Raw genomic sequence first — 24,422 nt, 5'->3', positions numbered from 1 at the left:
TGATTTCGTTGGTGGGGTTGCGGCTAAACCTTTGTCTTCAGCCGGTTTTCGTCACGCCGTTGGCAGCGGCGATCTGTTCGTGGTGGCGGATCACTTCGCGGACGACGAAGTTGAGGAATTTCTCCGCGAAATCCGGATCGAGATGCGCATCGTCCGCCAGCTGGCGAAGACGGGCGATCTGCTGCTGTTCGCGCGCCGGATCGGCCGGCGGCAAGCCATGCTCGGCCTTGAGCAGGCCGACCGCCTTGGTGCAGCGAAAGCGCTCGGCCAGCATGTGGATGAGGGCGGCATCGATGTTGTCGATCGAAGCACGGTAGCCGGCCAGGATGGTGCGGGCGTCCGCCATGTCCTTTTCCTCGTTCATCGCGTCCTCACTTCTTCTTGCCGAGGCCAGGCAGGCCACCGCCGCCGAGACCGGGAAGCCCGGGAAGCTTCATGCCGCCGGGCAAGCCGGGCAGGCCACCGCCGCTGGGAAGGCCTTTCATGCCGGCGGCCTGCGCCTGCTTTTGCAAGGCTTCGAGCTGCTTGGGATCCATCTTGGAGAGGTCAGGCATGCCGCCCATGCCACCGGGCATCATGCCGCCGAGACCCATCTTGGAGGCGAGCCCGCCCATCATGCCGCGCATCAGGCCGCCGCCTTTGCCCTTGCCGCCCATCGCCTTCATCATGTCGGCCATGCCGCGATGCATCTTCAAGAGCTTGTTGATCTCGGCCGCGTCGGTGCCGGAGCCGGCGGCGATGCGCTTCTTACGCGAGTGCTTGAGAATGTCGGGGTTGGCGCGCTCGGCCTTGGTCATCGAGGAGATGATGGCGAGTTGGCGGCCGAACATCTTGTCGTCGAGACCGGCGGCGGCCATCTGGTCCTTCATCTTGCCCATGCCGGGCATCATGCCCATGATGCCGCCCATGCCGCCCATTTTCGACATCTGCTGAAGCTGCTGGGCGAGATCGTTCAGGTCGAACTTGCCCGACTGCATCTTTTTGGCCATCGCCGCCGCCTGCTCGGCGTCGATGTTCTCGGCGGCTTTTTCGACAAGCGAAACGATGTCGCCCATGCCGAGAATGCGGTCGGCGATACGCTTGGGGTGAAATTCCTCCAGCCCGTCCATCTTCTCGCCGGTGCCGATCAGCTTGATCGGCTTGCCGGTGACGGCGCGCATCGAGAGCGCGGCGCCGCCACGGCCGTCGCCGTCCATGCGGGTCAGCACCAGCCCGGTGATGCCGACGCGCTCGTCGAAGCTCTTGGCAAGGTTGATGGCGTCCTGGCCGGTCAAGGAGTCGGCGACCAGCAGGATCTCGTGCGGGCCCGACACCTTCTTGATGTCGGCCATCTCGACCATCAGCGGCTCGTCGATATGGGTGCGGCCGGCAGTGTCGAGGATGACCACATCGTGACCGCCGAGCCTGGCCGCCTGCACGGCGCGCTTGGCGATATCGACCGGGTTCTGGCCGGCGACGACAGGCAGCGTCGCCACCTTGACCTGCTCGCCGAGCTGGCGCAACTGCTCCTGCGCGGCGGGGCGCCGCGTGTCGAGCGAGGCCATCAGGACCTTCTTGTTCTGACGCTCGGTGAGCCGCTTGGCGATCTTGGCCGAGGTCGTCGTCTTGCCGGAACCCTGCAGGCCGACCATCATGACGACGACGGGCGCCGGTGCGTTGAGGTCGACGGCGACGCCTTCGGCGCCGAGCATGTCCACCAGCTCGTCATGCACGATCTTGACGACCATCTGGCCGGGCTTGATCGACTTCAGCACCGCCGCGCCGACCGCCTTCTCGCGCACCTTGTCGGTGAAGGAGCGCACCACTTCCAGCGCCACGTCGGCCTCGAGCAGCGCACGGCGCACCTCGCGGAGTGCCGCCGAGACATCCGCCTCCGACAGCGCGCCGCGGCCTGTCAGGCCGTTCAGGATGGAGCCAAGGCGCTCCTGAAGTGATTCAAACATTCTGTTTCCTTTTCCCTGGCAACCGGATGGTGCCCGAGAGGTAATGCGTTCGCGCCAGGTGTCCAAGTCTCGTGGCAAGCAAAAGCCAAAACCAAAAAGCACCCGGGGGCGCACAGCGCTGCCGGGTGTTGGCCTCCAGGATCTGTTTACAGCACTTGGCCTCAAAGAGGCTTCGGCGTCCTGGTCGGCTTGCTCGGAGGAATACTCGTCGCGGAATTCGGGGCTGTAGACAGGAAAACGGCCGCGGAGTCAAGACAAGGGACCGTTCCGCCGGTCTCCCTGCACAGCAATCAGGTCGCCTTCTTTCCGTCTGCAGGTTCGGCCGAGACGCTCAGCGGCGAGCGCGGGTGCAAAAGCAGCAGTATCGTCAGCAGGCTGCAGGCGATGCCGATCGTGGCGATGAGGACCGCGTCCGACGTCGCCCAGCCCGGCCCTTCGAGTGGTCTGGCGGCAAACAGGGCGAAGGAATTGTAGCTCTCCTGATGCGAGATCAGCAGGAAGCCGGTCAGATTGTTGCCGAGATGGGCGCCGAGGGCCGCGCCGAGATTGCCGGTGGCATAGACGACAAGTGTCAAAAGCAGTGCAAAAGCGGCGATCGAGACCAGCACGCAGGCATTGATGGCGGCCGAGGAGCTCGCGCTCCAGTGCAGCGAGGTGAACAGCAGGCCCGGCAGCAGCGCCCAGACGAACGGGCTCCTGAACCGGTAGGCAAGACCGCGCAGCAGGTAGCCTCGGAACAGTACCTCTTCCGATGATGTCTGCAGAAAAGTGAGCGCGAGGATCGGGATCAGGAACAGCAGCCAGGACGACAGGGCAATCGAGCCGCGCGCGATCTCGGGCTGCATCAGGTAGAGCAGGACCTCGGACACGAGCGAAGTGACCAACACCGCGACCAGTCCCTTGACGAAACCCGAGCGCGAAATGCGACGGCTGTTGCCGAGGAGCGCCGCCAGCTTCTCGCCATGCACCCAGCGCATGGCGATCCACAAGCCGATCCAGATGCCGGCGAAAGACGTCAGCGCGGTGAGAATGCCGATTGGCGACGCAAGGAAACCCTGCATGCCGCCGGCGGGCGCAGCCGCGCCTTGCGCTGTCCGCCAGGCGAAAAAGGCATAGGTGCCGCCCAGCAGCACGACCGCCGTCGACGCGGCCCAGAACAGGACGACGATCCCGGTCCCGAGAAGCAGGCGCGGCAGGGTCGTCTTTTCGTTGGCTGTGTTTCGATAGTGCTCGAAGACGGCAGGGTCCGATATCACGCTCTCTCGCAAGCTGGTGCTTCGCGTCGCATGATCTATGGGATCGGGCGGTTCTGCGCAATCATTCCTGTGCGATACGCCCCGCCAGCCTTCGGCGCATTCGCGCCGCCCTCGCCTGCCTGCCGGCAGGCGAAAGGCATGCTCCGATGATTAACCCCGTGTCCTATCCGCCTCAACGCACCACATACACGATGCGCCGCGTCTGCGGGTCGATCAGCGCCGGCTGGCCGTTCACATAGACGTAGCGGTAATCGTAATCGGGGATCTCGCGCAGTTCGACACTCTCGGGCAAAACGGCCCCGGTGACCACCTCGCCCTCAAGATAGACAGGGTCGACGCGATGCGTGTCGACATAGGTCCTGACTTCGGCGGGAGGCTGCGGGATGGCGTCCTCGACCGGCTCGCCGGCGATGATCGAGCCGGTGTAGTCGGTGGAATAGCCCTCGGGCGGCGACACGACGGCGACGCTGGAGCCGAGCGGACGTCGCGTCAACACGACCCGGTTGCCGCCGAAATCAGCCGTCACATAGTCCGAATAGACCCAGCCCTGGCCACCGGCTTCGGCGATGGTGCACCATTTGCTGTTTTCGATACAGCCATTCAGCGTCGCCGACTGGCCGGCGGCGAGCACGCCGATGACAGGATATTGCGGGCCTGGGCCAGCGCGGACGTTGAGATCGGTGATCGCGGAGACGGGGGTGTCGGCCATGGCGGCGCCCGAGAAGAGCGCGAGCATTCCGGCGACCGCGGGAAACAATACGGATTTCATGGTTTCTCTCCGTTTCATGGTCCCTCGGCAGCGAAAACGGGAGAGCGGCGCATGCGTTCCAGCTAAAATGTTGAAGCCAACTCACGATTTGTTCCCGTTTCTTGCGGCAGGCCGGTCAGAAGGTCGTGAACGAAGGCCAGTTTGCGCGCCGCGACATCCGAGATGACGAAGGGGTAGAGGTCGGGCAGACCCATGCAGCGATTGATGGAATTGGAGGCTTCCGACAGCACCAGCCAGCGCGACAGGATCTTTTCGAACGGTTCGGGAGCGGGTGTCGGTTCGGACGGCGCTGGTTGTAGCATGCCCCCGGTATCGGCCTGGGGCAATTCGTTGGCTTCCACCGTCTCCAGCCGGCCGAGCGGGAAGTTCAGCGCATGGACCATTTCCAGCGTGTCGGTGATGTGCAGGTGGTGGGCCCAGCTTTCGGCCCAGTCCTCCCAGGGATGGGAGGTGGCGTAGGACGAGATGTGGCGTTGCTGCCAGTCGGGTGGGGCACCATTGGCATAGTGGTTCTTCAATGCCTGCTCGTAGCCGGTGCGCTCGTCGCCGAACAGCGCGCGGAAGGCGTCAAGCCTTTGCGGATTGTCGCGGATCAGCCGGTCCCAGTAGTAGTGGCCGAGCTCGTGGCGGAAATGGCCGAGCAAGGTGCGATAGTTCTCGCCCATCTCAACGCGCCGCCTTTCGCGCTCGGCGGAGTCGGCTTCGGCGACGTTGAGGGTGATCAGGCCATTGTCGTGGCCGGTCAGGATGCGCTCGCCGCCCGGGCCGCCGCCGATCGGATCGGCAAGGAAGTCGAAGGCAAGGCCGGCCTCGTCGGCGGGGTTCTGCTTGGGCGTCACCGGCAGTCCGAAAGCCAGCAACGAATAGACCGCGCGCTTCTTCGCGGCCTCGACCCGTATCCAGCGGCGGCGGTTGCCGTCGACGGAGAGGTCCGGGATCAGCTGGTTGAGCGCGCAGGCGCGGCAGAAGGGCTGTCTCGGCTCGGCCATCCAGTTGCAGGCGCATTCGTCGGCGTTGGCGCATGGGGAGCCGCCGTCGGCACCGGACAGGGCAAAGCAGGCGCGCTGCGGATCATAGAGCACGGCACTGGAGCAGTTCAGGCACCGGGCGTTCTCGAAATAGAGACGATGGCCGCAATGAGGACAGTCGAAGAGTTTCATCTCGGTCTCGGACCAGGGAACAGGGGGAAGGCGCGTCGTGCAAAACGCCGGCCGACAGACGTCGTTCCCGACTGTGACGTCATTGAGCAACATGGCGCAAGGATCGTCAGGCCATGGGTGGTTCTTGCCACAATATTTGCTTGATCGTAGGCAAATTCCCTTCCATTGGCCAGCTTGCGCGCGCGACAGTGACAAGTGCGCGTTTCACTGGCAAATTCCGGCCGGGACGTGATTCAGGCAACCAGGAGAGAACAACATGGCATTTCTTGCCAAAGGTAAGATGTTTGCAGCGGCCACTGTGGTGGCGATGCTTGCGCTGGCGACGGGCGCACAGGCGGCGGCCAGCTGTGGCAAGACCGGAGCCGGCTTCGATGCCTGGAAGCAGGACTTCGCAGCGGAGGCCAGGGCCGAGGGCGTGGGTTCGAGAGGACTGGCCGCCCTGGCCGGCGCGACCTACGCGACCAGGACCATTTCCGCGGACCGCGCCATCCACAAGGCTTTCAGCGGCTCGGTGGAAGCCTTCATGAAGCGCCGCGGCGGGGCGGCGATCATTTCCAGGGGCCGGGCGCTGAAGAAATCGAATGCGGCGCTGTTCGACAAGATCGAACGGACCTACGGCGTCTCGCCGGGCGTGCTGCTTGCCATCTGGGGCATGGAGACGGGCTTCGGCGCCTCCATGGGCAACCAGAACACGGTGTCCGCCATTTTGACGCTTGCCTATGACTGCCGCCGTCCGGATTACTTTCAGCCGCATGCCATTGCGGCGCTGAAGCTGGTCGATCGCGGAACGTTGACCGCCTCGTCGGTCGGGGCCATGCATGGCGAGATCGGCCACACGCAGTTCCTGCCCGGAAATGTCCTGAAATATGGGGTGGGCAGCGGAAACCTGCGCGACAAGAGCACCGCGCTGGCATCCACGGCCAACTTCCTCAAGGCGCACGGTTGGCAGGCCGGCGCGAGCGCTCAGTCGAATATGGGTGCAATTGCCGGCTGGAACTCGGCGAGTGTCTATCAACAGGCCATCGCCCGTATCGCCACGGCGATCGATGGCGAGTGATCGTTAGGGCAGTTCACCGTTTCACGGAAACGGCGAACCGCTCATGTCTTTGTTTTTGCGCAATTCCCAAGGGAAAGCGCTGCGCGCTTTTCTCGGGAAAACCGTACACACTTTCCTGGAATTGCTTTTCAGCAGAAAGCCCGGCCGCGATGCCGGGTTTCCTGTTCGCTGACTGGTAGAGTGGTCAGTCCCGGCGGTTGCGTGCGGCCAGTGTGCGCAGCCTCAGCGCATTGAGGCGGATGAAGCCGGCGGCGTCCTTCTGGTCGTAGGCGCCGCGGTCGTCCTCGAAGGTCACCAGCGCGTCGGAATAGAGCGTCTTCTTCGACTTGCGGCCGGTAACGATGACATTGCCCTTGTAGAGCTTCAGACGCACCGTACCTTCGACATCCTCCTGGCTCTTGTCGATCATCGCCTGCAGCATCAGCCGCTCGGGCGCGAACCAGAAGCCGTTGTAGATGAGTTCGGCGTAGCGCGGCATGAACTCGTCCTTGAGGTGGGCAGCTCCCCTGTCGAGCGTGATCGATTCGATGGCGCGGTGGGCAGCGATAAGGATGGTGCCGCCGGGGGTCTCGTAGACGCCGCGCGACTTCATGCCGACGAAGCGGTTCTCGACGAGGTCGAGCCGGCCGATGCCGTTGTCGCGGCCGAGATCGTTGAGGGCGGCGAGCATGGTTGCCGGCGACAGCTTCTTGCCGTCGAGCGCGACCGGATCGCCCTTCAGGAACTCGATCTCGATCTCGGTGACCTTGTCCGGCGCGTCCATCGGCGAGACGGTGCGCTGATGGACGAATTCCGGCGGCTCGCTCCACGGGTCCTCAAGCACCTTGCCCTCGGAAGAGGAATGCAGGAGATTGGCGTCGACCGAGAACGGCGCGTCACCCTTCTTGTCCTTCGGCACCGGAATCTGGTGCTGCTCGGCGAAGTTGATGAGGTCGGTGCGCGACTTGAACGACCAGTCGCGCCAGGGCGCGATGACCTTGATGTCGGGGTTGAGCGCATACGCCGAAAGCTCGAAGCGCACCTGGTCATTGCCCTTGCCGGTGGCGCCGTGGGCGATCGCGTCAGCGCCGGTCTCCTTTGCGATCTCGACGAGGTGTTTCGAGATCAGCGGCCGGGCGATCGAGGTGCCGAGCAGATAGGTGCCTTCGTAGACGGCGTTGGCGCGGAACATCGGGAAGACGAAGTCGGCAACGAATTCCTCGCGCACGTCGACGACGCGGATGTCCTTGATGCCCATCAACTCGGCCTTGCGGCGCGCCGGCTCCAATTCGCCGCCCTGGCCGAGGTCGGCGGTGAAGGTCACGACCTCGGCGCCGAGCTCGGTCTGCAGCCATTTCAGGATGATGGATGTGTCGAGGCCGCCGGAATAGGCGAGCACGACCTTCTTGACGTCTTTTGTTTTCGACATTTGCTGTTTCCGCGACAAGAGTTCTCGGCCGGCGAGGTATCACGCCGTTTCCGGTCACTGCAAGAGATGAACGCGGCAAGGCGCGGAGAAACAGGCATCCGGGACAGCTGGATCATTCTTTCCGTCGCACAGCCGCTGGCAACGGCAGTAGCCATTCGTTATAGCAGCGTCTTTAGAGCCAACGGACCGCCCATGTCCTTCATTCCCGACACCGCAACGCTGATCCAGTTCGCCGTCGCCACGTTCATCCTGGCGATCACGCCCGGACCGGACATGACGCTGTTCGTCTCGCGCACGTTGAGCCAGGGCCGCGCCGCCGGCTTCGCCTCGATGGCGGGGGCGCTGTGCGGCACGCTGATCCACACCACCTTGGTGGTGGTCGGCGTCTCGGCGCTGATCGTCGCCTCGCCGATGGCCTTCTTCGTGCTGAAGATCTTCGGCGCCGGCTATCTCGTCTTCCTGGCCTGGCAGGCGATCACCAAGGGTTCGGCCTTCTCGCCGGAGAAGAAGACGGGCCCGCAAATCTCGCTGTTCCGGAGCTGGATGGTGGGGCTGGGCGTCAACCTGCTCAACCCGAAGATCATCCTGTTCTTCATGACCTTCCTGCCGCAATTCGTCTCCGCGCATGATCCGCACGCGCCGGGAAAGCTGTTCTTCCTCGGCGCCATGTTCGTGGTGCTGTCGACCCCGGTGACGACCCCGATGGTGCTGGCGGCGGAGAAATTCTCGGCGGCGATGAAGGCCAGCCCGCGCGTGACGCGGGTGGTCGACTATCTCTTCGCCGGCGTGTTTTCCGCGTTCGCGCTCAAAATCCTGACTGCCCAGGCGAAGTAGGATTTTGCTGTTCGCTGCTGATCTCTTCCGAACCGGAGGTCGGCAAAGCTCCCCGCTTACGCGGGCGCTCGGTTCGGGGTCACGGTTCGGCTTTCCACCAGCTTCCGGCCCAGCGCCCGGCGCTGAGCCAATAGAAGATGCCCCCGACCATGCCGCCGCCGATGACGGCGGCCATGGCGCGCGGCTCGGTGACGGCGAATGGCGTATCGCCCATCTGGTCGGCGAAGCCCAGGAAGACGGCGGCGACGATCGCACCGGCCAGCGCATAGAACAGCCAATCGCGCCGGCCGAGGATCTCGGCGATCAGAATCGCGAGGGCCGCCGGCATGAAGGCGAAATAGGCGGCAAACAGCGCGACGAAGGGGATCGAGAAATAGAGCGAGGCGGTCGCCGCCGGCTCCGCATGCGCCGGCGTGTAGCCGAGCGAGGCCAGGAACAGGACATTGAGGAACGCGCTGGCCGCCAGCGCGGCGACGGCATAGCCGAACAGGATGACGGCAAGGCGCACGATATAGGCGACGAGGCGGGTCATTGCGGATCCCGGCGCATGGGATGGCCGGACTTGCGCCCGGCCAGAAACCAGTAGACCGAACCGGCGGCAATGCCGGCGGTGGCCAGGAACCCGAGAAAGCCCGGGTTGAAAACAAACCCTCCGGCCGAGCCCGGGACAAGAACCCCGAATGCGATGGACGTGATCGCGCCCGTGGCCGCGAAGTAGAACCACCCCCGAAGCGAAAAGCGTTCGGCCATGAAGATCGCGGGGCCGACGATCAACAGCGCGCAGACCGCCACTGTCACTACCGCGAGCGGGAAGGAAACCAGCCAGTCGAACGCGAAAACGATGGACCAGTTGCCATATTCGAGCCCTTCCAGAAGAGCGATCAGCAGCACAGGCACCAGGATCGAGGTCAGCACGGCGGCGATATAGCCGACCGCTATGATGACGAAGCGCTTGAGCCCGGCGACGAGACGCCTCACGCCTCGCCGTGCCCCGCGATCATCATGGCTTCCAGCGCCAGCCGGTCGACTTTGCGCATGCGCTCCGATTCCGATTTGAGCTGGCCGCAGGCGGCGAGGATGTCGCGGCCGCGCGGCGTGCGGATCGGCGAGGCATAGCCGGCGTTATTTATGTAGTCGGCGAATTTCTCGATCGTCTCCCAGTCCGAGCACTGGTAGTTGGTGCCGGGCCAGGGGTTGAACGGGATCAGGTTGATCTTGGCCGGAATGCCCCTGAGCAGCTTGACCAGCGCCTTGGCATCGTCGAGGGAATCGTTGACGTCCTTCAGCATCACATATTCGAAGGTGATGCGCCTGGCGTTCGACAGGCCGGGATAGGCGCGGCAGGCGGCGATCAGCTCCTTGAGCGGATATTTCTTGTTGATCGGCACCAGAAGGTCGCGCAGATCGTCATTGGTGGCGTGCAGTGAGATGGCGAGCATGACGCCGATCTCCTCGCCGGTGCGGAAAATCTCCGGCACCACGCCTGAGGTCGACAGCGTGATGCGGCGCTTCGACAGCGAAAGGCCGTCGCCGTCGGAAGCAATCAGCAGCGCCTTCTTGACCGCCTCGAAATTGTAGAGCGGCTCGCCCATACCCATCATGACGATGTTGGACACTTTGCGGCCCTCGGCCGGCACGATGGCGCCGTCGGGCGTGTCGCGGTCGGGGAAATCGCCGAGCCGGTCGCGCGCGGTGAGCAACTGGGCGAGGATTTCCTCGGCAGTCAGGTTGCGCACCAGCTTCTGCGTGCCGGTGTGGCAGAAGGAGCAGGTCAGCGTGCAGCCGACCTGCGAGGAGATGCAGAGCGTGCCGCGGCCTTCCTCGGGGATGTAGACGGTCTCGATCTCGACCGGGCGGCCGGCGCCGCGCGGCGGGAAGCGGAACAGCCATTTGCGCGTGCCGTCGGCGGAGATCTGCTCTTCGACGATCTCGGGCCGCGCCACGGTGAAATGCTTGTCGAGTTCGGCGCGAAGATCCTTGGAGATGTTGAACATGCCGGCGAAATCGGAGACGCCGCGCACATACATCCAGTGCCAGAGCTGCTGTACACGCATTTTTGCCTGGCGCTCCGGCACGATGCCGGACGCGACGAGCGCCTCGCCCAGTTCGGCGCGCGTCAGGCCGATCAGCGACGGCTTTTCCGGCTGTGTCGCGCGGGCACGCAACGCGTCACGGGCGCCTTCGGCGGTCAGGTCGAATGAAAGGGTCATGGTTGCACTGATATAAGCGGTTTGCGGCCGATTTCATCCATCGGCCCGATATGAAGCGCGGCCCATAGCACAGCTTGGCGGCGGAGTCATGCGATGGCGAGGCGATCCGTGCGCCGACCGATTGACAGATGCGCCGGCCGGTCAGACCTGCGGTCCGTGCTTTTCGCCCGAAAACGGATCACTTGATCGTGTTGAAGTAACGGTTCTCACCGCGCGTTCGAACCCTGAATGGGGCAACCATGCCCCGACAAATGGGAGTATGCACGATGAACTCTATCAAGCTCGCCGTCATTGCCAGCTTCGTCGGCCTTTCCGCCTCGCAGGCATTTGCCGAAGACGCGATGGGCACAATGACAATGATGAAGGCAGGGCAAGTCACGGCAATCATGCCGGACGGGCATATGGGCACCATGACGCCGGACGCGAAAATGAGTGCCGAGATGATGAAGATGGCAAAGCCGATCAAGCACTGCATGATGATGATGACCGACGCCAAGGGCAAAGCCTTCATGATCGACACGTCGACCAAGAAGGCTCAGGCGGAATGCGAAAAAATGGCCATGTGAGGCCTGCCGTCGATCGATATTCCCGCCGGCTCGAAGGTCGGCGGGAGCCCATCCGAGCCTTGTTCCCGCAGACCACTCAGCACACGCAGGTCGAGATATCCACCTGTCGGTGTTGAGGGTGTCTCATGATCAATGCGGAAACGACGATCATTGCGCCGAACCGGCATAACTCATGGTTCCTTGTTCATGGTGCCAAACCGCAGCCATGGACTTTTGCTCCACGTCCGTCTTCCATTTCACGTCTGATGCGAACGCTTGATCGAGGCCATGCCTGTGTTAGGGCTGGGGCTCCGTCGAGAGGACAGACATGGCCGGTACAGTGCGAAAATACCCCTTGCTGCGGCGTTCGCGCGCGATGTGGGGCTCTCGCCGGGTGTGGCAGCCGCGGCTGGTGTTCTGGGCCGGCGCGATCTGCATTGGCGTGATCAGCGTGCTGTTCGCGGTGCTCGCCGACAAGGCGCAGGCGCTGTTCCATGCCATGACCGGCGATGACGGCGGCTGGCGTTTCTATCTGCCGCTGGCGATCACGCCGCTCGGCTTCGTGCTGTGTGCCTGGCTGGCGCAAGCCTTCTTCCCGGGCTCGCAAGGCAGCGGCATTCCGCAGGCGATCGCGGCGCGGCATCTGCGCGACGACGACGACCGTGGCCACATCCTGTCGCTGAAGCTGGTCGCGGGCAAGATCGCGCTGACCCTGGTCGGCCTGTTCTGCGGCGCTTCGATCGGCCGTGAGGGACCGACCGTGCAGGTCGGCGCGTCGTTGATGCTGCAGGCGGCACGCTGGGGCGGCATGGCGCAGGCGCGCGGCCTGATCCTGGCCGGCTCGGCCGCCGGCATCGCGGCCGCCTTCAACACGCCGCTGGCCGGCATCGTCTTCGCCATCGAGGAAATGGGCCGCACCTACGAAGCGCGGACCAACGGGCTGGTGCTGACGGCGGTGATCCTGGCCGGCATCGCCTCGCTCGGCCTGCTTGGCAACTACACCTATTTCGGTGTCTCGAAGGAGACGATCTCGTTTGCCGCCGAGTGGCCGCTTGTCATTGCCTGCGGCGTCATCGGCGGCGGCCTCGGCGCGCTGTTCTCGCTCCTGGCACTGAAGGCGACGCGCCGGATCCGACGCTGGAACACGGGGCAGCCCTTGCGGCGCGTCCTGCTGGTCGCCGCCATCTGCGGGCTCGGCGTCGCGGCGATCGGCATCGCCTCGGGCGGCTTGACCTTCGGCACCGGCTACGCGCAGGCGCGCGGCGCCGTTGAAGGCACGCCGCTGCCCTGGTTCTTCTTCGCCGAGAAGTTCCTTGCCGGGCTGCTGTCGATGGTCTCGGGCATTCCGGGCGGCATCTTTGCGCCTTCGCTTTCGGTCGGCGCCGGCATCGGCAGCTCGCTCGGCCTCGTCTTCGGCGCCAGCACGGGTGCGGCCGCGTTGCTCGGCATGGCCGGTTATTTCGCCGGCGTCGTGCAGGCGCCGATGACGGCCTTCGTCATCATCCTGGAGATGACCGGCAATCACGACAATGTCATCGCGCTAATGCTGGCCTCGATGCTGGGCTACGGCACGGCGCGCATGATCTCGCGCGAGCCACTCTATCACGCGCTGTCGCGCGTCTTCATCGCGGAAGCGATCCGCCGGCGCAGGGCGGAGGCGGCGCCGGAACCAGGTCCGGCGTGAAAAACAAAGGCCGGACTCAAGGGTCCGGCCTCTCTGTTCAAAGCGAAATTTCGACTATTTGCAGTTGGCGATCGACGACAGCGCCGCCGAGATGCCTTTCAGCGAGAAGACGTAGGAGGTGGTGTTGCCGCGGCCGGACTTGGCCTGCACCTTCATGTCGGTGCCGGATTTCATGGCGGCGATCAGCACCGGCTCCTCGGCGGCGTTCTCGACCCAGGCCGACTTGCCGCGCGTGAACATCGAAAACGTCTTCTTGTCGATGGTGACGGTGGCCTTGGAGTTTTCCTGGAAGGTGTAGCCGGCGATGAATTGCGGCTCGTAGGACACCTGCTGGCCGGGCCGCTGGCTGACGAAGAAGAACATGTCGCCATGGTCGAGCGTCGGCGGCTGCTTGTCGGTCGGCACGGTGAGGACATAGCAGACCTTGCCGCCCGATGCCTGGTAGCTGTAGGTGCCCCAGGCATTGTGCTGGCCGATCTTGGTCGCCTGCTGCGCCATCGCCGGCGCTGCGAAGGCCACCAGGACCAGGCTCGAAACTGTAGCAATCAATCCGCGCATCGTTTTTCCCGTATTCCAAATGGTGCGGAGGCGGGCCGCGTGGCGTCCTGCCGTCGCTTCATTTTGATTTAATCTGGGTTACCAAACGGTGAATTACCTCTGAGAAAAGGACGCTCACCCCAGGAAACCGCCGCCGTCTTCGCGCCGCCGCCTTTCAAGCGGCTGGCGCGATGTCCCTTCGGCGACTTGGAGGGCATGAAAGCGGCAAGAGTTTGACTTTTCCACAAGCCCTCTGAACGCTGGTGTCCAGCGCGCGCGAAGGCCGGTTCCAGGGCTCAGCCCTTGTCCGATATGGCGTCCTTGGCGGCCTGCCGGTGCGCCGGCGTGATATGGGCGCTGACGGCGGTGATCGCGGCGGTGAGCACGGCGATATCGTCGGTGAAGCCGAGGCCGAGGACGAAGTCGGGGACCATATCCACCGGCAGGACGAAATAACCGAGTGCCGCCACCAGGATGCTTTTTGCGCGCAGCGGCGTGTTCTTGTCCATGGCGCAGTAATAGGCCGCGACGACATCTTCCATGAACGGGATCTGCCGCGCGGCCTTCTTGGCCGTGCGCCAGAATTTCTCGCGCACCTCGCCCTCACCGCCCAGCCTGTCGCCAAAGCCGAAGAAATCAAAACCGGATTTTTGCGCCATCAATTTCTCCTTGCGGGCTCATGCGCTTGCCTGCGCATGGCCGCGGGGCAAAATGTGGTGAAACCCGACGCTTGCTGCAAGAGCTTGGGAGATCGCTGGCCTGAAAATCGGAATCAGTCTTTACCGTGCTGTCCTGCGGATCAGGTGATACCGGCCTGGCGGACACTCCGCTGGCAGTCGTCCTCCCTTGGAGTTCGGCGGCAAACGCCCCTCCCGTCGTCATTCTAGGGCGAAGCAAGGAGCGAAGCGACGCGGCGCAGACCCAAGAATCCATGCCGCGACTCAAGAGCGACGCAGCGGTGCTGAATTCTGCTCGACTGCACCCCTTGGTCAACGTCGCGGCATGGATCCTCGGGTTTGCGCGTCCGCTTCGCTCCCGCTCCGCCCGTGGATGACGAAGCCGGGGTTGCCGCACCTATGGATTACCCTAACCAACAAAGCGATTCATTTTCTTCGCCAACTCGATGTCAAGCGCCGTGACTCCGCCGGCATCGTGCGTGTTCAGCGTCACGTCGACGGTTTTGTAGACATTCGACCAGTCGGGATGATGGTCCATCTTCTCGGCAGCAAGCGCGACGCGGGTCATGAAGGCGAAGGCTTCGGAGAAATTCCTGAAGGTGAACGTCCGTTTGATGGAAGCGCCATCCGCAGCCAGCGACCAGCCTTCGAGGTCTGTCAGCGCCGCGACGAGGGCTTCCTTGCCAAGTTTCTCTCTCGTCATGTCCGGTTCCTGTGCTATTTCGAAGATGACTTTCACCATAGCGCCGGATCGATGAGCACGAAGCCCATAAAATCCATTCTGTTCGTCTGCCTGGGCAACATCTGCCGCTCGCCGCTGGCGGAAGGCGTGCTTCGTTCCGTGCTGACGGAACGTGGACTGGGCCGGGACATAGTGCTCGATTCGGCCGCGACCAGCGACTGGGAGGCGGGCTCCGCCCCTGATCGGCGTTCGATCGCCATCGCGTCGCGCCACGGCATCGACATATCGGAACTGCGGGCACGCAAGATCGCGCCCGAGGATTTCTCGCGTTTCGACCTGATCTTCGGCATGGACAGGTCGAACGTCGCCGACCTGAAGACGCTGGCGCCCGCCGGCGTGCGCGACCGCATCCACCTGTTCCTGGAATTTGCGCAGGGAAAGGCGCGCGACGTGCCGGATCCCTATCACGACGGCGAGGAAGCCTTCGCCGAGGTCTACCGCATGATCCGCGAAGCGTCGGAGGCGCTGGCGACGCGGCTTGCCGCGCGCGTATCGGCGCCCGACAGCGGCCAGGCTTCCTCGACGATGTAGGGGCCGCCGCCGACCGAATCGCGCGACGACATCAAGACGAACCGGCTGATGCGGAACGGCAAGGTCGAAAAATTGCCACGCGCCGAAAGATATCGGGCGACGTCCAGCGGGCTCGAATTGCGCAGGCGGGCCAGTGTGACATGCGGCATGAACTTGCGCGGATCGGCCGGAATGCCGAGCCGCTGGCAGATGCGCTCGATTTCAGCCTGAAGCGCCGCGAGGTCCGGCGAGGCAGAGACCCCGGCCCATACGGCATGCGGTTTCTTCTGGCCGAAAGCGCCGACGCCCGACAGCGTCAGCGGGAAGGAGGGGCGGTGGACGCGGTCGAGCGCGTTGGCGATCTCGTCGGCGACATGGCCTTCGACATCGCCGATGAAGCGCAGCGTCAGATGATAGTTCTCGACGTCGATCCAGCGGGCCCCGGGCAGGCCGCCCCTGAGCAGGGACAGCGAAAGGGCGGCGTCACGCGGAATTTCGAGGGCGGTGAAAAGACGCGGCATGAAGAGCCTCCCTTCCTCGAATCGAACTGTGCCCCCAGCGAATCATCGATAATCAAGCGGGGCAAGAGGTTTGTTGGTCACAGGTCTCGTCAAAAAGATTTCCCCAACGGAAAGGGCCTATCCCGTCTCACGATCCTCCCGGCGCCGCCGCGATGGCCTTCTCGACCGCAGGCAGGATGCGCTCGACCATCTGGGCGACCCCCTTGGCGTTCGGATGCAAGCCATCCTCAAGCTGCAGGGCGGACTGGCCGGCTACGCCGTCGAGAAAGAACGGGTACAAGGTAACGCCGTATTTTGCGGCCAGTTCCGGAAAGATGGCGTCGAAGGCGTTCTGATAATCGGCGCCGAGATTGGGCGCTGCGCGCATGCCGGCCAGCAGAACGGCGATCTTGCGCCCTTTCAACTTGGCCAGCATCGTATCCAGGTTCTTGCGGGTGATGTCGGGCGACACGCCGCGTAGCATGTCGTTGGCGCCGAGTTCGAGGATGACAAGCTGCGTGCCGTCCGGCACCGACCAGTCGAGCCGCGCCAGCCCGCCGCTGGAGGTGTCGCCGGAAACGCCGGCATTGGCGACGCTTACATCCCTGCCCCTGGCGCGCAGCGCCGCCTGCAGCCTGTCGGTAAAACCCTCGTCGGGTCCGAGGCCGAAGCCGGCCATAAGGCTGTCGCCGAAACCGACGATCTTGAAAGGCTCGGCGCGTGCCGACGAAATGGCGCCGCAAATGGCGAGGAAAACGATCAGGCCTGCGGCAATTCTGCGTTGGAAAGACATGCGGCAGGTCCCCATATGACAGAGAATTCTTCCGGCGACGGCCCGGCAGGCGGAGCCCTCATCTCCATATAGGACGCTTTCATTTTGACAGAAGCCGTCATCGAGCTGAAAGACGTATCGCTGACATTGGGCGAAGGCGCCTCGTCCGTCCATGTGCTGAAGGGCGTCAGCCTCGATGTGGCGCGCGGCGAGGCGACCGGCATCGTTGGACCGTCGGGGTCGGGCAAGTCGACGCTGCTCATGGTTCTCGCAGGTTTGGAAAGGGTCGATTCGGGCACGGTACGAATCGCCGGCGAGCTGCTCAACGGCAAGAGCGAGGATCAGATCGCATCGTTTCGGGGGCGAAACATCGGCATCGTGTTCCAGTCCTTCCATCTCATCCCCAATATGACGGCGCTCGAAAATGTCGCCGTGCCGCTGGAGCTGGCCGGCCATGCCGATCCGTTCTCGGTGGCGGAACGCGAGCTGGCGGCCGTCGGTCTGAGCGACCGCGTGACGCACTATCCCGGCGAACTTTCGGGCGGCGAGCAGCAGCGCGTCGCGATCGCCCGGGCGCTTGCGCCATCGCCGCGCATCCTCATCGCCGACGAGCCGACCGGCAATCTCGACCAGGCGACCGGTAGGCAGGTCGCCGACCTTTTGTTCGCCAAGGCGGCCGAGCGCGGCATGACGCTGGTGCTGGTCACGCATGACCAGGCGCTCGCGGCGCGCTGTTCGCGCCAGGTCTCTATGCGCTCCGGCAGGATCGAGGCGCCGGCGCCGACCAAGGCCATCGCCTGATGTCGCCGGCGCGGACGTTAAAACTCGCCGTCCGCTTCTCCTTGCGCGAGATGCGCGGCGGCCTGTCCGGTTTTCTGATCTTTCTTGCCTGCATCGCGCTCGGCGTCGCGGCGATCGGCGGCGTGAATTCCGTGGCCCGCTCGATCAGTGGCGGCGTCGCCAACCAGGGCCAGACGCTGCTTGGCGGCGATCTGCGCTTCCAGCTTAACCAGCGCGACGCAAGCGAAGCCGAACGCGGCTTCCTCGATGGGCTGGGCACGGTGTCGAGAACCGCCAGCATGCGTTCGATGGCGCGGCTTGCCGACGGCTCCGATCAGGCGCTGGTCGAGGCCAAGGCCGTCGACGAGGCCTATCCGCTTTACGGTGCGCTGGAAACCGAGCCGGCGCTGACGAAGCAGGAACTGTTTGGCGAACAGTTTGGTGTTTTCGGCGCGGCCGCGCCCGACCTGCTGTTCGAGCGGCTGCATGTGAAGCTCGGCGATCGGCTGAAGCTCGGAACCGCCACCTTCGAACTGCGCGCCAGGCTGGTCACCGAGCCCGATGCCGTGTCCGAAGGTTTCGGTTTCGCGCCGCGCCTGATGATCTCGACCGAGGGCCTGGTCGCGACAGGGCTGGTTCAGCCGGGCAGCCTCGTCGAGAATGCCTACAAGATCCGGCTGGCCGCCGACGCCGACGAGGCGCGGCTCAAGGCCACCCAGGACGAGGCTGCAAAGGATTTCCCGGAGTCCGGCTGGTCGATCCGCACGCGCAGCAATGCGGCCCCGGCGCTCTCTTCCAACATCGAACGCTTTTCGCAATTCCTGACTTTGGTCGGGCTGACGGCGCTGGTGGTCGGCGGCGTCGGCGTCGCCAACGCGGTGCGCGCCTATCTCGACGGCAAGCGCGGCGTCATCGCCACCTTCAAGAGCCTGGGCGCATCGGGCGGCTTCGTCTTTGCCGTCTACCTCGTGCAGATCCTGATGATCGCGGCCCTCGGCATCGCCGCCGGTCTGGTGCTCGGCGCACTGATGCCTTTTGCCGCGAGCGCCGCACTTCAGTCGGTCGTTCCGGTGCCGGCGCAAGGCGGCTTTTATCCCGGCGCTCTCGGCATGGCAGCGCTGTTCGGACTGCTGGTGACGCTGGCCTTCGCGCTGCTGCCGCTCGGTCGCGCCCGCGATGTGCCGGCGACCGCGCTGTTCCGCGAGATGGGACTGGAAGGCCGCGGTTTTCCACGCGCTATCTATGTCGTTTCGGCGCTCGGCATCGCAGTGCTTCTTGCAGCGCTCGCCATCCTGTTTTCGGGCGACCAGCGCATCGCTTCGATTTTCGTCGGAGCCACCATCTTCGCCTTTCTGGTGCTGCGCCTGGTCGGCGCGCTTGTGCAATGGGCGGCAAGGAAGTGCCCGCGCGTGCGCTTCGTGGCGCTCAGGCTCGCCGTCGGCAACATCCATCGGCCGGGCGCGCTGACGCCCTCGGTGGTGCTGTCGCTGGGGCTTGGGCTGACGCTGCTGGTGACGCTGGCGCTGATCGACGGCAATCTGCGGCGGCAGATCTCCGGCAGCCTGCCGGAGCGGGCGCCGAACTTCTTCTTCGTCGATATCCAGAGCAGCGATGTCGACGGCTTCTCCAGTCTGATCAGCAAGGAGGCCCCGCAGGGGACGCTTGCCAAGGTGCCAATGCTGCGCGGCCGGGTGATGGCGCTGAACGGCGTTGCCGTCGACAAGGTCAGGGTGCCGGCGGAGGGCGCCTGGGTGCTGCGCGGCGATCGCGGCCTGACCTATGAGGCCAAGCAGCCGGACAACGCGACGCTGACCGAGGGCAGCTGGTGGCCGGCCGATTATACCGGCGAGCCGCTCGTCTCGTTTTCCGACAAGGAAGGCAAGGAAATCGGGCTGAAGCTCGGCGATACCGTCACCGTCAACGTGCTCGGCCGCAATGTCACGGCCAGGATCGCCAATTTCCGCCAGGTCGAATGGGAGACGATGGGCATCAACTTCGTCATGGTGTTCTCGCCCAACACATTTGCCGGCGCGCCGCATGGCTGGGTGGCGACGCTGACCGAAAAGAGCGCCACCGCGGCTGATGACGCCCGCATCCTCAATGCCGTCACCCGCGCCTTCCCGGCAGTCACCACGGTGCGCGTCAAGGACGCGCTCGACATCGTCAACCGGCTGGTCGGACAGCTCGGCGCGGCGATCAGGGCGGCGGCCGGCGTGGCACTGATCGCGTCGGTGCTGGTGCTGGCCGGCGCGCTCGCCGCCGGCAACCGGGCGCGCATCCACGACGCGGTGGTGCTGAAGACGCTCGGTGCGACGCGGCTGATGCTGATATGGGCCTTCTCGCTCGAATACATGCTGATCGGCCTCGCCACGGCGGTCTTCGCGCTCGCCGCCGGCAGTGCCGCCGCATGGTTCGTCGTCGCCCGCATCATGACATTGCCGTCGCATTTCATGCCGGAAGTGGCGGTGGCGACCATTCTCTTTGCGCTGGTCATCACCGTCGGCATCGGTCTCGCCGGCACCTGGAGGGTGCTCGGCCACAAGGCAGCGCCCGTGCTGCGCAACCTCTGAGTCCGCATCGGTTCCACCCCGCCGACGGCCGTCATTTGGTTAAATCGGCGTAATGTTTCGCGGCCAAAGGGCTGGAAAACCGCGCCATGCGTGCCTCACGAAGCATTACACCCGGTTACGGTCTTGTTCTTGACGCGAATAACCATCATATTTCGCCGCAGGCATGCTGGAGTCCCGCCAGCGGCGCCTGGGTCCGGGTGGACCCGACACCGGACGGGGCAGAAGCAATAGAGGACCACAATGGCTGAACCCATTCGCAACTATCAGACGCGCGCCGTGCCCGGCGCAGCCGTCGACATCGATCAGGGCCTGCGCGCCTATATGATCAAGGTCTACAATTTGATGGGGCTTGGTCTCCTCATCACTGGTCTTGCCGCCGTCGGCACGATCATGCTGGCCACAACCACCGATCCGGCTTCGGCTGTCGCGACGCTGCCGAGCGGCGAGATGCTGACCTCGTTCGGCTACGCGATCTTCGGCTCGCCGCTGCGCTGGCTGGTGATGCTGGCGCCGCTGGCCGCCGTTCTGTTCCTGTCGTTCCGCGTCCAGTCGATGAGCGTGTCGGCGGCGCAGACGACGTTCTGGGTCTATGCGGGCCTGGTCGGCCTGTCGCTGTCGTCGATCTTCCTGGTCTACACCACCGCCAGCATCTCGCAGACCTTCTTCGCCACCGCCGCGGCCTTCGGCGCGCTGTCGCTGTTCGGCTACACGACCAAGCGCGACCTGACGGCGATGGGCTCGTTCCTGATCATGGGCGTGTTCGGCATCATCATCGCGATGGTGATCAACATCTTCCTGCAGTCGTCGGCGCTGTCCTTCGCCGTCTCGGCGATCGGCGTGCTGGTCTTCGCCGGCCTCACCGCCTACGACACGCAGAAGATCAAGGAGATGTATTTCGAGGGCGACGCTTCCGACGTCGCTGGCCGCAAGGCCATCATGGGCGCGCTGACGCTCTATCTCGACTTCATCAACCTGTTCATGTTCCTGCTCCAGTTCATGGGCGACCGCCGCTAAGGCCTGGTCCGTGTCATGGTCTGACTGGACCATCGGGTTTGGAAGGGGCGGCCAACGGCCGCCCTTTTCTTTTGCGCTGACCTTTGCTGTTATTGCAGGCAGACAAAGAGGCCTGCATAAAGAATGAGCACTATCGTTATACGGGCCGCGCGCGCGGCCGACCTCGACGCCATTACGCAAATCTATGCCGACGCTGTGACCCGCGGCACGGCGAGCTACGAGCTGGAGCCGCCAAGCCGCGTCGAAATGGGCATGCGATTCGACACGCTCCAGGCCGGCGGCTTCCCTTACCTTGTGGCGGAAAAGGATGGCGCCGTGCTCGGCTATGCCTATGCCGGTCCCTTCCGGCCGCGCCCGGCCTATCGCTTTGTCGTCGAGGACTCCGTCTATGTCGCGCCTGATGCCAAGGGCCAGGGTGTCGGCCTCAAACTGATGCAAAGCCTGATCGCGGCCGCCGAGACTGCGGGCTTTCGCCAGATCGTCGCGGTGATCGGCGATGGCCATCCCGACAGCGCTTCCGTCAAGCTGCACGAAAAGCTCGGCTTTCGTCATTCCGGCCGCCTCGAAGGCTCCGGCTACAAGCACGGACGCTGGCTGGACACGGTGTTCATGCAACTGGCGCTGAACGGCGGTGCATCCGCCCCGCCAGATCCGGAATCATTGCCGGAACGGAAATTCCACCAAGAAAAACAAGGGCTTAGATGAGCGCCAAGACTGAGGTCAACCGAGCAATTGCGCCGCGGTTCAGGCCTCGACCAGCTTCAGCTTGCTGTCGAAGACGCCGAGCACGCGGCCAAGCTCCTGCCCGCGCTTGAGGATACGGCCGCCCGCGGCGATGACGGCGAAGGCGCCTTGCTTGCGTGCCAGCTTCGGGTCCTTGACGATTTGGAACAGCGGCACCTCGCTGGCCCGGCGGAACACCGAAAACACGGCCCTGTCGGTGAGATGATCGATAGCGTAGTCGCGCCATTCATTGGCGGCGACCATGCGCCCGTAGAGTTTCAGGATCTGGTCCAGTTCGCGCCGCTCGAAGCGCACCGGCTGGTCGAGGCGCGCGCGGCGTGCCTCGTGGAGCGGGATCAGTATTGCGGATGCGTCGCCATCCTCCGTCCCGCCGCCATGATCGGTCATGCCTCGATCCTTCAAAAATGAATCTTTGCCAACCAAAGTTGGCGCTTTCGCCATCGAATTGCAAGTGCCGGCGAAGCGGTGCGGACCCGCGCCATTTCCGTCGCGTCCAGTCACGTTTGCAAACGACATGTTGGAATTGGTGATGCTCCGCCACATTCTCGCCATTTTTTATCCGCGCTCATGCCCCAATGTCCGACGAATTTACCGGCGTTGCCTGAGACGGTTCGGTCCGGCACCGGCTCGTAAACCCCAAGCCCCCCGCCCACGGGTCTGCGTCGGATCGAACCAACCTCGGTTTTTCCTCGGAAAGACCGGGTGCGACGATCCCAAAACCTAAATGACCGACGTCAGAAGCAAGCTGACGTCGGTTTTTTCATGTCTGGATCGCCGCTAAGGTGGATTTCCCGCCATAGGACGGTTTTCAGCCCGATCCGGTGCGGCCGGCAGGATCGATGCGCGCCGAAATCTTGGCATGCCGTCCGCGCTTGCCAACGCTATCGCCACTTAATAAGGTGTTAAGTGAAACGGGAGCGGCAATGCCACGCTTATCGGACTCCACGGTGAAAGAGGTGAATGGCACGGTCGCGGCCACCCTTGAGGCCGGCGGCGTCGGTCCCCGCATCAAGGCGCTGCGCATGGCAAGGCGCGTCTCGCTGCGCCGGTTGGCCGACATGACCGGCACGACGGCGAGCTTCATCAGCCAGCTCGAGCGCAATCTGTGCGGCGCCAACACAGGCACGCTGCTCAGGATCGCCGCCGCTCTCGATCTCGGCATCAACGACCTGTTCGAGGGCAGCAGCCGTCCGTTGCACAAGGTGCTGAGGCGCGCGGAACGACCTGTCGTTCCCGTCGGCGTGCGAGGCCGCAAGATGCTTTTGTCGCGGCGGCCGATCCATCAGTTCGAGGTTTATGCGGGGCATTTCGAGGTCGGCGGCTCGACCGGCGACGACGCCTATGTGCATGGCGGCGAGCATGAGATGTTCGTGGTGCTCAAGGGAACCGTCGAACTGACGCTTGCCGACGAGCGCCATCTGATGCGCGAAGGCGACAGCGTCGAATACGCGACCTCGGTGCCGCACCGCACGGTCAATGTCGGCGACACGCCGGCGGAGGTGCTCTGGATCATCGCGCCGCCGACCGCCGGCGCGCTCGAACTCGATCGGTACAGGCCCGGAAACCGCTCGCATCCGGGTGAATGAGAACAAATGCGAGCTCTGGAATGGGAGAGTTGAAGATGAGAGTGAAATTTGCACATGCGGCGTGCCTGGGCGTGCTTCTGGCGGCCACGGCCGCGCTCGCGCAATCGAAGCCAGTTGCCGGGGAGGTGGCCGAAGGCTCGCTGAAGGGCAAGACGCTGACCTTCGTGTCCTATGGCGGCATCTACCAGGACGGCCAGGCGGCGGCGCTCAAGGAGTTCGTCGACAAGTCGGGCGTCAAGCTGCTCAATGACGGCCCGACCGAGATCGCCAAGCTGCAGGCGCAGGTCGAGTCCGGCAATGTGACATGGGACGTTGTCGATACCGACGATCTGCCGCCTTATGTCTATTGCGGCAAACTGTTCCAGAAGCTGGACTTCACCAAACTCGACGTCTCGAAAATTCCCGAGGGCCAGGTCGGCGAGTGCTCGGTGCCGGCGATGAACTACGGCGTCGTGCTGATGTACAACACCGAAAAGTACAAGGACAATCCGCCCAAGAGCTGGGCCGACTTCTTCGACACGCAGAAATTCCCCGGCGTGCGCGGAATCGACGGCTCCGGCAGCCCGACCGGTGGCTTGCTGGAACAGGCGTTCAAGGTTGCCGGCGGGGACCCCAAGGCGATGACGGTGGCCGATATCGACAAGGCCATCGATGTGGTTCGCAAGCTGGGCCCCGATACCATCTTCTGGAAGACGGGTGCAGAATCGCAGCAACTCGCCGAATCCGGCGAGGCCGACATGCTGATGATGTGGACAGGCCGCGCCATGACCGCGGTCAAGAACGGCGCCAAATACGCACCGGCCTGGCAGGACTGGCTGGTGGTGATGGATCAGATGACGATCCCCGTCGGCGCCAAGGACACGGAGGCATCCTACGCGCTGCTCAACGCCTATCTTGGCAAGCACGCGCAGGAGGTGTTGACGGAGCAAACGTCTTACACGCCGATCAACAGTGAAGCGCAGCCCAAGGTCGACGCTTCCGTCTCCGCTTTCCTGACCAACACGCCCGAACGCCAGAAGCAGGGCTACAAGCAGAACTTCAAGTTCTGGGTCCCGAACTTCGCGGTGGCGCAGGAGAAGTGGTCCGCGCTGATGTCCGGCAACTGACCGGCTGAGGGAGACCAA

At 64.2% G+C, this 24,422-nt stretch carries 26 protein-coding genes; 11 read left to right on the top strand and 15 right to left on the bottom strand.

Annotated features, from left to right (window positions below):
• Positions 1–37: 37 nt before the first annotated feature.
• From ACIU1A_RS27485 to ACIU1A_RS27465, 5 genes are all read right to left on the bottom strand, one after another.
• Positions 38–364, bottom strand: coding sequence for a chorismate mutase (locus ACIU1A_RS27485; protein ID WP_140492160.1), 327 nt, complete (start codon positions 362–364; stop codon positions 38–40).
• Between the two features lie 7 nt (positions 365–371).
• On the bottom strand, positions 372–1,943 hold the full coding sequence (gene ffh, locus ACIU1A_RS27480) for a signal recognition particle protein (protein ID WP_404925735.1): 1,572 nt from the start codon (positions 1,941–1,943) through the stop codon (positions 372–374).
• 290 nt (positions 1,944–2,233) lie between these two features.
• Positions 2,234–3,199 carry a CPBP family intramembrane glutamic endopeptidase gene (locus ACIU1A_RS27475; RefSeq protein ID WP_404925734.1) on the bottom strand — a complete coding sequence of 322 codons (966 nt, stop codon included), beginning with the start codon at positions 3,197–3,199 and terminating at the stop codon, positions 2,234–2,236.
• Between the two features lie 172 nt (positions 3,200–3,371).
• Positions 3,372–3,968: a DUF1236 domain-containing protein gene (locus ACIU1A_RS27470; RefSeq protein WP_140492169.1), complete on the bottom strand. Its 597-nt coding sequence runs from the start codon at positions 3,966–3,968 to the stop codon at positions 3,372–3,374.
• A 62-nt stretch (positions 3,969–4,030) separates the two neighbouring features.
• Positions 4,031–5,128: a putative zinc-binding metallopeptidase gene (locus ACIU1A_RS27465; protein ID WP_404925733.1), complete on the bottom strand. Its 1,098-nt coding sequence runs from the start codon at positions 5,126–5,128 to the stop codon at positions 4,031–4,033.
• A 256-nt stretch (positions 5,129–5,384) separates the two neighbouring features.
• Here ACIU1A_RS27465 and ACIU1A_RS27460 point away from each other — a divergent pair, with 256 nt between their 5' ends.
• Complete coding sequence (locus ACIU1A_RS27460) at positions 5,385–6,185, top strand: lytic transglycosylase domain-containing protein (RefSeq protein WP_140514033.1); 801 nt, start codon at positions 5,385–5,387, stop codon at positions 6,183–6,185.
• A 184-nt stretch (positions 6,186–6,369) separates the two neighbouring features.
• On the opposite strand, the gene ACIU1A_RS27455 is transcribed toward ACIU1A_RS27460, so the two are convergent.
• Entirely contained in the window at positions 6,370–7,593 is a 1,224-nt protein-coding gene (locus ACIU1A_RS27455) for an argininosuccinate synthase (protein ID WP_404925732.1), read from the bottom strand.
• 192 nt (positions 7,594–7,785) lie between these two features.
• Here ACIU1A_RS27455 and ACIU1A_RS27450 point away from each other — a divergent pair, with 192 nt between their 5' ends.
• Positions 7,786–8,427: a LysE family translocator gene (locus ACIU1A_RS27450; RefSeq protein WP_404925731.1), complete on the top strand. Its 642-nt coding sequence runs from the start codon at positions 7,786–7,788 to the stop codon at positions 8,425–8,427.
• Between the two features lie 79 nt (positions 8,428–8,506).
• Here the strand turns inward: ACIU1A_RS27450 and ACIU1A_RS27445 are convergent, their stop codons facing one another.
• From ACIU1A_RS27445 to rlmN, 3 genes are read right to left on the bottom strand one after another with little or no spacing between them, the layout of a single operon-like run.
• Entirely contained in the window at positions 8,507–8,959 is a 453-nt protein-coding gene (locus ACIU1A_RS27445; protein ID WP_140550603.1) for a hypothetical protein, read from the bottom strand.
• Positions 8,956–9,405 (bottom strand): hypothetical protein, encoded by a 450-nt coding sequence (locus tag ACIU1A_RS27440; RefSeq protein ID WP_404925730.1) that lies wholly within the window; start codon positions 9,403–9,405, stop codon positions 8,956–8,958. The genes ACIU1A_RS27445 and ACIU1A_RS27440 overlap by 4 nt, the downstream gene beginning before the upstream one ends.
• Positions 9,402–10,637 (bottom strand): 23S rRNA (adenine(2503)-C(2))-methyltransferase RlmN, encoded by a 1,236-nt coding sequence (gene rlmN, locus ACIU1A_RS27435; protein ID WP_404925729.1) that lies wholly within the window; start codon positions 10,635–10,637, stop codon positions 9,402–9,404. Before rlmN ends, ACIU1A_RS27440 begins: the two co-directional genes overlap by 4 nt.
• Before the next feature lie 266 nt (positions 10,638–10,903).
• Here rlmN and ACIU1A_RS27430 point away from each other — a divergent pair, with 266 nt between their 5' ends.
• Positions 10,904–11,203: a hypothetical protein gene (locus ACIU1A_RS27430; RefSeq protein ID WP_140554786.1), complete on the top strand. Its 300-nt coding sequence runs from the start codon at positions 10,904–10,906 to the stop codon at positions 11,201–11,203.
• Between the two features lie 307 nt (positions 11,204–11,510).
• Positions 11,511–12,866: a chloride channel protein gene (locus ACIU1A_RS27425; RefSeq protein WP_140563906.1), complete on the top strand. Its 1,356-nt coding sequence runs from the start codon at positions 11,511–11,513 to the stop codon at positions 12,864–12,866.
• A 54-nt stretch (positions 12,867–12,920) separates the two neighbouring features.
• On the opposite strand, the gene ACIU1A_RS27420 is transcribed toward ACIU1A_RS27425, so the two are convergent.
• The 3 genes from ACIU1A_RS27420 to ACIU1A_RS27410 form a co-directional block, all read right to left on the bottom strand.
• Positions 12,921–13,424: an invasion associated locus B family protein gene (locus ACIU1A_RS27420; protein WP_140492199.1), complete on the bottom strand. Its 504-nt coding sequence runs from the start codon at positions 13,422–13,424 to the stop codon at positions 12,921–12,923.
• A gap of 275 nt (positions 13,425–13,699) precedes the next feature.
• On the bottom strand, positions 13,700–14,062 hold the full coding sequence (locus ACIU1A_RS27415) for a YkvA family protein (RefSeq protein ID WP_404925728.1): 363 nt from the start codon (positions 14,060–14,062) through the stop codon (positions 13,700–13,702).
• Positions 14,063–14,489: 427 nt separating this feature from the next.
• Positions 14,490–14,783 carry a 4a-hydroxytetrahydrobiopterin dehydratase gene (locus tag ACIU1A_RS27410; protein WP_404925727.1) on the bottom strand — a complete coding sequence of 98 codons (294 nt, stop codon included), beginning with the start codon at positions 14,781–14,783 and terminating at the stop codon, positions 14,490–14,492.
• 51 nt (positions 14,784–14,834) lie between these two features.
• Between ACIU1A_RS27410 and ACIU1A_RS27405 the strand changes: the two genes are divergently transcribed.
• Positions 14,835–15,353, top strand: coding sequence for a low molecular weight protein-tyrosine-phosphatase (locus tag ACIU1A_RS27405; RefSeq protein ID WP_140492208.1), 519 nt, complete (start codon positions 14,835–14,837; stop codon positions 15,351–15,353).
• Here the strand turns inward: ACIU1A_RS27405 and thpR are convergent.
• Together thpR and ACIU1A_RS27395 are read right to left on the bottom strand one after the other, a co-directional pair.
• Entirely contained in the window at positions 15,257–15,853 is a 597-nt protein-coding gene (thpR, locus tag ACIU1A_RS27400; RefSeq protein ID WP_404925726.1) for an RNA 2',3'-cyclic phosphodiesterase, read from the bottom strand. The genes ACIU1A_RS27405 and thpR overlap by 97 nt on opposite strands.
• A gap of 127 nt (positions 15,854–15,980) precedes the next feature.
• The gene (locus ACIU1A_RS27395; RefSeq protein ID WP_404925725.1) at positions 15,981–16,625 is read right to left on the bottom strand and encodes an arylesterase; all 645 of its coding nucleotides are present in this window, start codon (positions 16,623–16,625) and stop codon (positions 15,981–15,983) included.
• Between the two features lie 84 nt (positions 16,626–16,709).
• On the opposite strand from ACIU1A_RS27395, the gene ACIU1A_RS27390 reads away from it, so the two are divergent.
• From ACIU1A_RS27390 to ACIU1A_RS27375, 4 genes are all read left to right on the top strand, one after another.
• Positions 16,710–17,405, top strand: a complete 696-nt coding sequence (locus ACIU1A_RS27390; RefSeq protein ID WP_404925724.1) for an ABC transporter ATP-binding protein — start codon at positions 16,710–16,712, stop codon at positions 17,403–17,405.
• Positions 17,405–19,954, top strand: a complete 2,550-nt coding sequence (locus ACIU1A_RS27385) for an ABC transporter permease (protein WP_404925723.1) — start codon at positions 17,405–17,407, stop codon at positions 19,952–19,954. Before ACIU1A_RS27390 ends, ACIU1A_RS27385 begins: the two co-directional genes overlap by 1 nt.
• A gap of 240 nt (positions 19,955–20,194) precedes the next feature.
• The gene (locus ACIU1A_RS27380; protein WP_140492223.1) at positions 20,195–20,968 is read left to right on the top strand and encodes a Bax inhibitor-1/YccA family protein; all 774 of its coding nucleotides are present in this window, start codon (positions 20,195–20,197) and stop codon (positions 20,966–20,968) included.
• Positions 20,969–21,091: 123 nt separating this feature from the next.
• Positions 21,092–21,673: a GNAT family N-acetyltransferase gene (locus tag ACIU1A_RS27375; RefSeq protein ID WP_404925722.1), complete on the top strand. Its 582-nt coding sequence runs from the start codon at positions 21,092–21,094 to the stop codon at positions 21,671–21,673.
• A 39-nt stretch (positions 21,674–21,712) separates the two neighbouring features.
• On the opposite strand, the gene ACIU1A_RS27370 is transcribed toward ACIU1A_RS27375, so the two are convergent.
• Positions 21,713–22,099 carry a DUF2794 domain-containing protein gene (locus ACIU1A_RS27370; protein ID WP_140514020.1) on the bottom strand — a complete coding sequence of 129 codons (387 nt, stop codon included), beginning with the start codon at positions 22,097–22,099 and terminating at the stop codon, positions 21,713–21,715.
• A 536-nt stretch (positions 22,100–22,635) separates the two neighbouring features.
• Here ACIU1A_RS27370 and ACIU1A_RS27365 point away from each other — a divergent pair.
• Together ACIU1A_RS27365 and ACIU1A_RS27360 are read left to right on the top strand one after the other, a co-directional pair.
• Complete coding sequence (locus ACIU1A_RS27365; protein ID WP_404925721.1) at positions 22,636–23,298, top strand: helix-turn-helix domain-containing protein; 663 nt, start codon at positions 22,636–22,638, stop codon at positions 23,296–23,298.
• A gap of 35 nt (positions 23,299–23,333) precedes the next feature.
• Positions 23,334–24,404 (top strand): extracellular solute-binding protein, encoded by a 1,071-nt coding sequence (locus tag ACIU1A_RS27360; protein ID WP_181165196.1) that lies wholly within the window; start codon positions 23,334–23,336, stop codon positions 24,402–24,404.
• The last annotated feature ends 18 nt before the right edge of the window (positions 24,405–24,422 follow it).

The organism is Mesorhizobium maamorense (assembly GCF_044998965.1).
Lineage (GTDB): Bacteria > Pseudomonadota > Alphaproteobacteria > Rhizobiales > Rhizobiaceae > Mesorhizobium.
Note: the sequence above shows the minus strand (reverse complement) of the source record. Positions and strands in the feature narration are given on the sequence as shown.